Source organism: Alicyclobacillus shizuokensis NBRC 103103 (assembly GCF_001552255.1).
In the GTDB taxonomy this organism is placed as follows: Bacteria; Bacillota; Bacilli; order Alicyclobacillales; family Alicyclobacillaceae; genus Alicyclobacillus_G; species Alicyclobacillus_G shizuokensis.
The window spans coordinates 89,863-98,591 of record NZ_BCQV01000007.1 but is presented as its reverse complement, the minus strand read 5'-3'; the positions used below and the strand labels follow the sequence as shown (position 1 = coordinate 98,591).

Here is an 8,729-nt window from a genome sequence, read left to right as displayed (position 1 = left end):
GGCCGTGTTTTGTGTATTATACTTGATTGTGTAATGCATTACACGGCCTATGATCCTTGAAGGAGGTCGATGTTGTGGCTGTCTATTTCATTCAGTTAGAGGATACATCTCAGGTCGATGCGTTGAAACAAAAGGTTGAGGTCATCTCGGTCAATGACCATTTGATGGCGGTCGTCGAAGCGACTCCTGATGAGATTCGAGAGAAACTCGGTGATGCGTTTGATGTCATTGCCGTTGGCTAGGAGGACTAAACATGGAGGCACAGTACCATAGGAAGCGGATCGTCTGCACATGCGGAGAGGAAATTGAAACGGATCTTGAGTCCGAACTGGTGGAAGAAGCTGAGTTCAACGTGGAGAGCTTGAAAGACTCTCGTCGCTACGAATGCCCTCGATGTGGTCAGACGTACGAGTTGACCATTGGGGTTTCTGTGTGGGTCGAGGTGGACGTCGACGAGGTGAAGGTGACTCCCTTGTACGAACCCCCGATGGGGTTGGACGGCAATCCGGTGGATTTTGAGGGGTGTTTCATTGGTGATGAAGTGGCATTGGAGGATGGCCAGTACCGGATCGGATCGATGCTCTACGTCGTGGAAAACGGCCGGCTGGCTTACCGATGGAATACGACTGTAACCGAGAGTCAGCTTTGGCTTTTTGATCCGAACAGCGAGGAGACAGCAGCATGAATTTAGAGTTCCAACGGGCCATCTTTGCTACGAACGCCTTTGCCGATGCGTATCCCGATGAACACCGGAAACTGTGGGCGCAATTTGAACAAGAAGTTCCCGCACGGGAACGAAAAGGCGCCTACGGACGGGAGAATGTTGCGTACGTGCGCTGGCTGATTCAGACTCAAAATCCGCTCTTTCGACGTTTCATCCAGGAGCATGTGGATGCAAGGTAACTCACAGAAGGCCTCTGTCTCCTGTGCTTGGGGCATCGCTCTTGGGTGTGAAAAGCACAGGAGGCAAGGGTCAAATCGAGGGAACCTGTGCGGGGTGTTCCGCGGTGAAAAAACTGCAACAGCTGCATGAAGCGATTGACCGATTCTTCAAAGGGTTCGAGCCGCGTAAACGCAAATGGAAGGCGTTACCTGGCCGATACCTCAGTCAGCCTGTGTTGAGTCTGTATCACTATCAGCATTTGGTGTTGGTCTGGGATTTGGAAGACTGGATGCCTCTGTACACCTGGTGGCAAACCCAAACGGACAAACGCGGGCTCGATGCTGCGATTTCATATCTTCAGCAAGAAGAGGAGAGATTGAGGCATGGCGAACGTGTATCCCATCAACAAGAATGCGCGCTGGACGGAAGATGAGGAGCGCTGGTTGGAGGAGTTTGTCCAGGAGCAGAGCTTGCTAGGCATCGATGATGCCGAAATCTTCTCGGAGGCGAGTGAGCGGCTCAAGCGCACACCGGTTTCTATTCGTCAGCACTTCAATCAAATGCGGCGCCGTCGGAAGCGCAGAGAGACCGAGATGGCTGAAGTCATGCCCATCCATGTCGTGAATGATTCTAAGGAGACCACGGAGGATCTTTCACAAACCCCGTTTATGGATCTGGCCGGTATTATTCGTGCCCTGCGACAGGTGGACCAGGACACCAAGAAATTGCAGCAACGCAATCAAAAGCTCGAGGGAATGTATAAGGCATCCGAGCGTCACGTAAAGGCACTCTTTGAACAGCAGCGTGTGCTTGAAGAGACGATCAAGGCACAGGCACAGCGGATCTATGAATTAGAGACAGAGGCTCGCGAGATTTCCGATGAGGGAGTGAAAGATCATCCTTTGTATCAATCGCTCGTCAAGGATTATCGCGAACTCAAGGAAAAGTATGACCTGATGGTGAAAGCGTTCCAGATGGCCAACTCGGAAATGGTGGCTGAACCGGTGACCTTAAAGGCAGAGCAAAACGGCAACTTGGTGAAAGCCCAATGATTAGGGTGGTGGTGGGTAGAGATTTTACAGGGAAGATCGAAAGGGTAGAGATCCACGGGCACGCCAATTTTGGCGATCCGGGAACGGACATCGTGTGTGCTGCGGTGTCTGTACTGTCGAGGAACACGGTGAGTTCCATCCGGGAATTGCTCGGCGTCGACATCAGAGTGAAGTCCAGACCTGGGTATCTTCAGGTGGACCTTCCTCCGCTCCTTCAGTCGGATCAGGTTCAGCTCCTGCTTCGATGTCTTCTTCATGGACTCGAGAACCTCGCGATGGAGTTTCCTGAGAATGTGCAGGTTCAAAGCTCCGTCTCCCCTATATAGTAGGAGTAGGAGGAGAATTGTTTATTGGATCTGATTCAAAGATCTATTCTTTTGTCTCCGCCGTATGTAAGCCTGCTTTCCTTGTGACGGAAGGTGGGTTTCTTTGTGGTGGAATGTGCCCTTCCGCATCAAGGAACCAATGCTTCCGTTTCACGGATTCCACCGTCTGTGAGAAAGAATCTACCTTCCGCACGGTGAAATGGACCTTATGTGATACGGAATAGGGGTTCCTCCAGAAGAGATACGGGTTACACCAGAAAAAATAGAGGGTCCGTATTACGGAGGGGGTATTTTTTCTCGTGGAAGGTGTTTTTCTGGGCATAAAAAAAGGCGCCTATTCAGACGCCTTGGGTTTGTTCTTTGAGCCTTTTGGTCTGCCGCGTCTTTTCGGCGGTGGGCTGGGTTCGGGAAGTGGACGTTCATACTCCACATCCAGGTACAGCATGCCGCTTTTGGCCATGCGCTCGATGTACTGATCATGCATGTCCTTGAGCCGGTCCGATAATTGATCGTAAAGTTCCTGCGGGATGAGGGGCATTTGCCTCCTCGTGATGTAAATGTTCGGCAGGTTGCTTCCATCCGGGGTTCTCACCTCGATGCGCCAAGCCAGCTTGTATCGTTCAAGTTGCTCGAAGTGTTTGTTGAAGGCGGACAGGCTCATGTTGCATTCTGCAGCGAGCGTTTCACGCTTGATCTGGCACCAGTTCTTGTCTATGTATGTATGGGCGATCAAGTGCGTAAATATAGACTGAGCGTGAACCGAGAGAAAGGGACACCAGAAGTAGAGCCAATAGGCAGGGATCTGTGCGAATCCACCCTGATGCAAGGGGATGACCGGTCCGTTGTCGAGCGTGTCAAGGGAGATGTTTTCTATCTTCGACTCAGGGACCTCGATCAGTTCTCCGTTCTCAAAGTGCTTCATCCAGTATGTATACTTGCCCGTGTCTTTGTGGTCGAGCACTCGATCCCCGCACTCCTTTCTCTATAAAAATCGAGGCGCACCGTTAATGGGTGCGCCAAAACAGACGTAGATAACCTGTATAGGGTACAGGCATCCTGTTCCGTTTAGCGCAACAGAATCATAGCATATATTCGCTAAGGCGAAAAGATTTCCTGCCGAACCAAGTCGATATTTTTCAGTTGTCATAGCTATGACTTCTATGCTATTATGTCGGTGACAAACTTCATAGTTCCGTTTAGCGCAAGACCCCTGTGAGTCAATCACAGGGGTCTTCCTTTTATGCCAAGAAAGGATGATCCTTCATGACGCAGATTCGTCGTCCCAATAAATACTTCTTGATTTATCGTCTGCCGCCGAGCCATTCCTATGGTAATCGGTACGAACACTTGTCGGTTGTCGTCCGGGAACACAAAGGGTATTCGGACTATAGAGTACGGTTTGAATGGCAAACGGACCCGGAGTATGACGAGTGGTATGGGTTCCATGCGGAAGTCCAGGCGGATCGGTATACTCATTTTCAATGGGCTTCTCAGCTTCTGAAAAAGCTCCAAACCCATTGGGGAAGTACCCCAGAGCAGATTTTGAGTGGCCTACGAACTCTGAAGTTTGTCCAAGCCGCCTATCACGAAGGCTGGCATGATGCCATTGCCATCGACGAGTGGCCAAAAGGCGACGTCTATATGCTGCGGCTACCTAACGGGAATTGCTTGTTTAAGGCATTTGGGGAGACAGAAGAACTGGCCAGAGCTGCGATCCGAAAACAGGCGGCACAATATATTGAGCGCGGCCGCTATATCGAAGAGCTCACGCAGTGGCTGAGCCAGGGCATGCCGATTGAACTCTACTGCAAGGCACAGGAGCCGCCCCAGGTAGATCTGCGTCCGCATCCCGAGCGGGAGGGAGAAGCGATTTCATAGAATCATGATTTTATGAATCATGCTTTTTAGAGAGGTCGACCTCTGGGAGAGTAAGTTCATTGACCTTTGGATTCGTTTCAGCATGTTGTTACATGAGACGCACATTGACTATAATAAGAATGAGACCCCGCCAGAGGCTGACTGGCAGGGTCCCGACGGACGGTGCAACGCTTGTCGGAGTTGATGGTGAGTCGCTAACGACGACCGGTTGGCTGAGAACCGGTCGTCACTTCTTTATGGTAAGCTCTACACGAACGATCCAAGGCAGAAACGCATGGCCGGTCGGTAAAAGCGTCACGCGAATGCGAAACCACCGCATCAACTCTCACCCCCTCGGCCCTCCGACAAGGCGCCGCACCGTCCCACAGCAGCCGAGGGGGTGTCAGCCAACAACAAGACGTTGGCCATCTATAGAGATGGGTCATTTCTAGTATAGCACGCCCATGATCTAGAATAGAAATCAAATGGGCGGCCTAATCCCACACTTTATAGACCTTCCATTTGCCTTCGGATTCTTCGAGATCATACACGTAGTTCTCCGATGTAAGCACACGATACATGGCTCGATTCGGTTCGTCTTCCCACCAATTTCCAGCCTCTCTCCAGGCATCGAGAATCTCAACAACTCGGTGGGTCACACCGCGATCCAGCCATGCCACCGGTTCGCCTCGGTCATTGGTTTGGATGGATTGAATGGGTCGTTCGACAATCCGGCTCATATTGAGAATTCCTTCTAGGAAATGGGGTTATATAGATGCTATACTTGAAGTGGCGGGACTCATCGTAAGATGAATCTATCCGTTGTAGGCCCAGCCACCTCCTATGGCTCACACAGATGTGGGCCGACTCGGCTCTACCTGTTGCGTTAGGTGTGAGCCGAGGAGGTGGTGCCGATGAAGCGAGTGCTTCGGATCAGAGTCGTCCCAGTACCTATAGCTGGACACCTCTGGCTCCTGGCTGTCAGCTTTGAGTTCATCATAAATGAATGATGGTCGACTCGGGCCAGTCGACCATCCGCTGACAGATTGCTTTGCTCTCGGCGCAATGGGTAGGCCTTGTCGGCCCGCCAGGCCTCACCAGTGGCTGCTGGTGGGGCCTTTTTTTATGATTGCCGTCTTCAACACTCATTATAAGTCTGACACAAGTTGCTGACAAGTTAAACATGGAGGTGGAGGATCTTGGCGGACGTCCGTGACTGGTCTGAGATTGAACGTCAATTGGTCAACGCGGGATATCCGCTCCAGGAGATCCAGTATGTCAACCAATATACTCAGCACCTGGTGGATGAGCAATTTTATATGGACACTAATATCCGTGAATGCCGGCGTTGTCCGTTAGCGTTGGGATGTCAGGGCCCAGTCCGTGGTACAGGGAGTTGGCAAGCGGATGTCATGTTGATTGGGGAGGCGCCGGCCGCACAAGAGGAGGCCTATGATCTACCGCTGATCGGCGCGGCGGGGCAGCTCCTGACCTGGGCGTTGTTGAGACTTGGCGTGGACCGGCGGCGGTTGTATATCACGAACGTCGTCAAGTGCCGGACGGATGTGAACAATCGCCAACCCACGATGGATGAGATACGGTGCTGTTCCAACGCGCACTTGTTTAATGAGATCGCGATTGTTCAGCCAAAGGTCATAGTGACCCTGGGGAATCCGGCCATGTGGGCCATGCGATCCGAAGGGAGCCGGTTGAAGATCAGCCGAGAGCGTGGGATCTGGAGAGAGTTCAATGGCATCCCGATGCTCCATACGTATCACCCCAGCTATGTGTTGCGAAAGAAGCAGGACGGCTGGCCGGCCATGCAGGAAATGATGGTAGATTTGCAGAATGCATTCATCCAAGCCGGGATGCTCCAGGCTCCTGTGCCAGCCTAAACATAGGAGGTTCGATGCTTGATTGGTATCTATGCCCGGACCGATCTCATGGATATGGCAGAGATCGAACGCCAACTGAAGGCGTGTCGGGACCATGTCGGACGCGCTGTTTATCAAGAGTACGTCGACTGTGGGGCTTCTGGTGATACTCTAGATTGTCCAGGATTCCAAGCTCTCTTGAATGATATTCAGGATGGAACCGTATCGACGATTGTTTGTGTGTCTCCGAGTTGTCTATCCCATGATCCCATATTGATTCAGGGGATCAAGTCCATTGGGATTCAGATCCAATATGTATTCCAAAGGCATATCGGTTAGGATATCATCAAATATGGAATTTTTGTCTGGGAGGATTAAAAGTGTCTCATCGCGCATATCGGGTCCTGGCTTGTATTCCGATGCTATTACTTACCGCGTGTAACCAACCATCGAGTTCCACCAAAAACACTGTGGTTACACACAAAAACACTGTCGTTACACACAAATCGTATTCAATGTTAACCATCGATTCTGTTTATACGAAAGGCAGTAATATTGTCGTGAGAGGCAGTACCGACCTTCCGGACGGTGCAAACGTCGATGTGGATTTTGATTTGGCCAATACACAAAAATACTACGGTAGCAGTCAGACAGTGCAGGTACAGAATGGACATTATCAAGCATCCATCACACCGCATAACTGGAAAGAACTGCAGAAGGGGCCTTATGTCATCACCGTAGATTTCTTTGCGAATTCCGAAAACCAGTCGAAAGGCATCCTAAAATTAGTGGGACAAAATGGAGAGCGTTTAACAGGCCGACTTGCGAAAAAAGAATACGGAGAAAAAGAACTAGAGGCTCGCAAGGTGGTCAATCTCAAACTCAACATTCATCCCATAAAGTCCCGTGTTTCAGCAGCATATCTAAAAAGTTATCTGTCCTTCATGAATCAATATTACCAGTGGATGAAACTACAAATGGCAGGCGTGCCCGATCCAACTGATTGGAGTAGTTATGTTTCAGAACACAATCGGGAAGGGTGGAATGTTTATCACAAAATCTCGTATCGATATTCACCAGAAGAAGATCCTAAAGTCTATCAGGCACGCTCCGACACTGCTCAAGCATGGGTATTCTTGACCTCGCTTTATCAAGATTACAATGAACGGATCGACGGAACAGGAAACAGTGAAAATACGAAAGAGGACGAACGGCAATATCTTCAATTCTACAAACGTGCAAGTAAGGAGGTTCAAAATCTGCAGTAGTAAACGATAGCCGTCTTCGTATGGGCGGCTTTTTTATCTTTCTCGAAAACAATGCAAGGAGGGGAGATGTAGGATGGATGCTCTGATTTCTCCCTCGATTCCATCCGGATTTCCGTTGCCACAAGAACACACAATCCGCCATATCGTTGTCACGACGGAACAAGCACGGCAACGACATGCGGATCGTCAGCGTGTCCAAATGTGGATCGACGCTGCAACTCAGGAGCAAAACGATCTCCAAGAACTCATTGATGCTTACACGGAACGTCTTCCAAATGTAGATCCGATCCGAGCCCAAGTGTATCAAGAGGTGATTGAAGATTTAGTCTTTATGATCCGCAGGGTTCAGGCGAGACAAAAAGGACTCTCCGAGGCATTGTGTGCCATCGGAGAGTACGGTGGAAGTGAATCATTCGGTCGGTAGGATTCTATCATAAATCACTCATACGGTTCGATGCACGAAGGATCGTCATTTCGTACATTTCCGACTTTCGGGTGGACCGGATAAGCCTTCATAGGTTCCGTGGTGGGGGTGAGGACGGAGGTTACGACTTCCGGGTCGGTCACGGAACGATCCAGCCACAAGTTGACGCCATCTTCATCTAGGATCACGGGCATGCGGTCATGGATCCCGAGCATAAAAACATTGGGGGAACAGGTCACAATGGCAAAGGAACTGACCTTTTGGCCGTCTTTGCTGTGCCAAACGTCATAAATACCTGCCAGCGCAAATACGGGCCGGCGCTCGAGCTGGATGCGCAAGGGCTGTTTGGTGTTTCGGCGCCACTCGTAGAAAGAGTCCACGGGTACGATGCATCTCTTTTTGGGAACCAAGGATCGAAACCACCGATTGGCCAACAGTGTCTCCGCCCGAGTGTTGATCGGACGGATGCGACTTCTGGATGACTGAGACCATGGATGGATCAGCCCCCATTGGACCTGTCCAATACGTCTGGCTTGCCCATCCGAGATAATGATGGGAACGTCTTGAGAGGGAGCAATGTTGTATCTGGGCGGCACGCGGAATCCATCGTCCACCACCCCGAAGGTTCTCAAGACGTCTCCCCAGTTCTCAAAGGCTTGAGTGAAGCGTCCGCACATTACTCCGCCACCTCAGTCCAGCGAAGATCGGCATCCTCTATATGATACAAGAACAATCATTTCCTTGGCCGTGGAAAATGATAACATCCCACCAAGGAGATTTATGTACGCTGATCCGACGAACCCTCTGCTTGTTCCAACAGTTCCTCAAACTCTTGGAGTGTCTTGCGTAATTCAAGCCAAATCTGATGAATCGCCTCGTCGATCGGTGTCTTTGTCTGTGTCATATCCTTACCCCCATATGCGAACATGTGTTCGATTGATGATCTGATTATACGTCGATCATGGGGGTTCGACAATCCCAACCTTATAAGGAGGTGATCCATCGGCAATTCGAGGACAAATTAGAAGGAGGCTTCTGACTAAAC

15 protein-coding genes are annotated in these 8,729 nt (G+C 50.5%); 11 read left to right on the top strand and 4 right to left on the bottom strand.

What is annotated here, in order from left to right; all coding sequences use genetic code 11:
• The first annotated feature begins 74 nt into the window (after window positions 1-74).
• From ASH01S_RS18345 to ASH01S_RS03835, 6 genes are all read left to right on the top strand, one after another.
• Entirely contained in the window at window positions 75-242 is a 168-nt protein-coding gene (locus ASH01S_RS18345) for a hypothetical protein (RefSeq protein WP_157066976.1), read from the top strand.
• An 11-nt stretch (window positions 243-253) separates the two neighbouring features.
• Window positions 254-685 (top strand): hypothetical protein, encoded by a 432-nt coding sequence (locus tag ASH01S_RS03855; RefSeq protein ID WP_067923763.1) that lies wholly within the window; start codon window positions 254-256, stop codon window positions 683-685.
• On the top strand, window positions 682-903 hold the full coding sequence (locus tag ASH01S_RS03850; RefSeq protein WP_067923760.1) for a hypothetical protein: 222 nt from the start codon (window positions 682-684) through the stop codon (window positions 901-903). The genes ASH01S_RS03855 and ASH01S_RS03850 overlap by 4 nt, the downstream gene beginning before the upstream one ends.
• A gap of 104 nt (window positions 904-1,007) precedes the next feature.
• A complete protein-coding gene (locus ASH01S_RS03845; RefSeq protein ID WP_067923755.1) occupies window positions 1,008-1,316 on the top strand; it encodes a hypothetical protein in 309 nt (102 codons plus the stop codon).
• A complete protein-coding gene (locus ASH01S_RS03840) occupies window positions 1,276-1,935 on the top strand; it encodes an SANT/Myb-like DNA-binding domain-containing protein (protein ID WP_169794178.1) in 660 nt (219 codons plus the stop codon). Before ASH01S_RS03845 ends, ASH01S_RS03840 begins: the two co-directional genes overlap by 41 nt.
• Entirely contained in the window at window positions 1,932-2,261 is a 330-nt protein-coding gene (locus ASH01S_RS03835) for a ribosomal-processing cysteine protease Prp (protein WP_067923748.1), read from the top strand. The genes ASH01S_RS03840 and ASH01S_RS03835 overlap by 4 nt, the downstream gene beginning before the upstream one ends.
• 334 nt (window positions 2,262-2,595) lie before the next feature.
• Here ASH01S_RS03835 and ASH01S_RS03830 read toward each other — a convergent pair whose 3' ends face one another.
• Window positions 2,596-3,222, bottom strand: a complete 627-nt coding sequence (locus ASH01S_RS03830) for a hypothetical protein (RefSeq protein ID WP_067923745.1) — start codon at window positions 3,220-3,222, stop codon at window positions 2,596-2,598.
• A 302-nt stretch (window positions 3,223-3,524) separates the two neighbouring features.
• On the opposite strand from ASH01S_RS03830, the gene ASH01S_RS03825 reads away from it, so the two are divergent.
• On the top strand, window positions 3,525-4,139 hold the full coding sequence (locus ASH01S_RS03825; protein WP_067923742.1) for an OTU domain-containing protein: 615 nt from the start codon (window positions 3,525-3,527) through the stop codon (window positions 4,137-4,139).
• 473 nt (window positions 4,140-4,612) lie between these two features.
• On the opposite strand, the gene ASH01S_RS03820 is transcribed toward ASH01S_RS03825, so the two are convergent.
• Complete coding sequence (locus ASH01S_RS03820; RefSeq protein ID WP_067923738.1) at window positions 4,613-4,858, bottom strand: DUF6504 family protein; 246 nt, start codon at window positions 4,856-4,858, stop codon at window positions 4,613-4,615.
• Between the two features lie 459 nt (window positions 4,859-5,317).
• On the opposite strand from ASH01S_RS03820, the gene ASH01S_RS03815 reads away from it, so the two are divergent.
• The 4 genes from ASH01S_RS03815 (at window position 5,318) to ASH01S_RS03800 (ending at window position 7,684) form a co-directional block, all read left to right on the top strand.
• Entirely contained in the window at window positions 5,318-6,013 is a 696-nt protein-coding gene (locus tag ASH01S_RS03815; protein ID WP_067923732.1) for a uracil-DNA glycosylase, read from the top strand.
• An 18-nt stretch (window positions 6,014-6,031) separates the two neighbouring features.
• Window positions 6,032-6,331 (top strand): recombinase family protein, encoded by a 300-nt coding sequence (locus tag ASH01S_RS19630; protein ID WP_067923729.1) that lies wholly within the window; start codon window positions 6,032-6,034, stop codon window positions 6,329-6,331.
• A 221-nt stretch (window positions 6,332-6,552) separates the two neighbouring features.
• Window positions 6,553-7,260: a hypothetical protein gene (locus tag ASH01S_RS03805; protein ID WP_157066974.1), complete on the top strand. Its 708-nt coding sequence runs from the start codon at window positions 6,553-6,555 to the stop codon at window positions 7,258-7,260.
• A 73-nt stretch (window positions 7,261-7,333) separates the two neighbouring features.
• Window positions 7,334-7,684, top strand: a complete 351-nt coding sequence (locus ASH01S_RS03800) for a hypothetical protein (protein WP_067923723.1) — start codon at window positions 7,334-7,336, stop codon at window positions 7,682-7,684.
• A gap of 14 nt (window positions 7,685-7,698) precedes the next feature.
• Here ASH01S_RS03800 and ASH01S_RS03795 read toward each other — a convergent pair whose 3' ends face one another.
• Both ASH01S_RS03795 and ASH01S_RS19465 read right to left on the bottom strand, forming a co-directional pair.
• Window positions 7,699-8,361: an SOS response-associated peptidase gene (locus ASH01S_RS03795; protein WP_067923720.1), complete on the bottom strand. Its 663-nt coding sequence runs from the start codon at window positions 8,359-8,361 to the stop codon at window positions 7,699-7,701.
• A gap of 101 nt (window positions 8,362-8,462) precedes the next feature.
• Window positions 8,463-8,588: a hypothetical protein gene (locus tag ASH01S_RS19465; protein ID WP_281178186.1), complete on the bottom strand. Its 126-nt coding sequence runs from the start codon at window positions 8,586-8,588 to the stop codon at window positions 8,463-8,465.
• Window positions 8,589-8,729 lie beyond the last annotated feature (141 nt).

Bases quoted from the DNA above. Each gene is read 5' to 3' on its own strand.
- ASH01S_RS03855 (WP_067923763.1), top strand. From the start codon at position 254: ATGGAGGCACAGTACCATAGGAAGCGGATCGTCTGCACATGCGGAGAG.
- ASH01S_RS03850 (WP_067923760.1), top strand. From the start codon at position 682: ATGAATTTAGAGTTCCAACGGGCCATCTTTGCTACGAACGCCTTTGCC.
- ASH01S_RS03835 (WP_067923748.1), top strand. From the start codon at position 1,932: ATGATTAGGGTGGTGGTGGGTAGAGATTTTACAGGGAAGATCGAAAGG.
- ASH01S_RS03825 (WP_067923742.1), top strand. From the start codon at position 3,525: ATGACGCAGATTCGTCGTCCCAATAAATACTTCTTGATTTATCGTCTG.
- ASH01S_RS03820 (WP_067923738.1), bottom strand. From the start codon at position 4,858: ATGAGCCGGATTGTCGAACGACCCATTCAATCCATCCAAACCAATGAC.
- ASH01S_RS03800 (WP_067923723.1), top strand. From the start codon at position 7,334: ATGGATGCTCTGATTTCTCCCTCGATTCCATCCGGATTTCCGTTGCCA.
- ASH01S_RS03795 (WP_067923720.1), bottom strand. From the start codon at position 8,361: ATGTGCGGACGCTTCACTCAAGCCTTTGAGAACTGGGGAGACGTCTTG.
- ASH01S_RS19465 (WP_281178186.1), bottom strand. From the start codon at position 8,588: ATGACACAGACAAAGACACCGATCGACGAGGCGATTCATCAGATTTGG.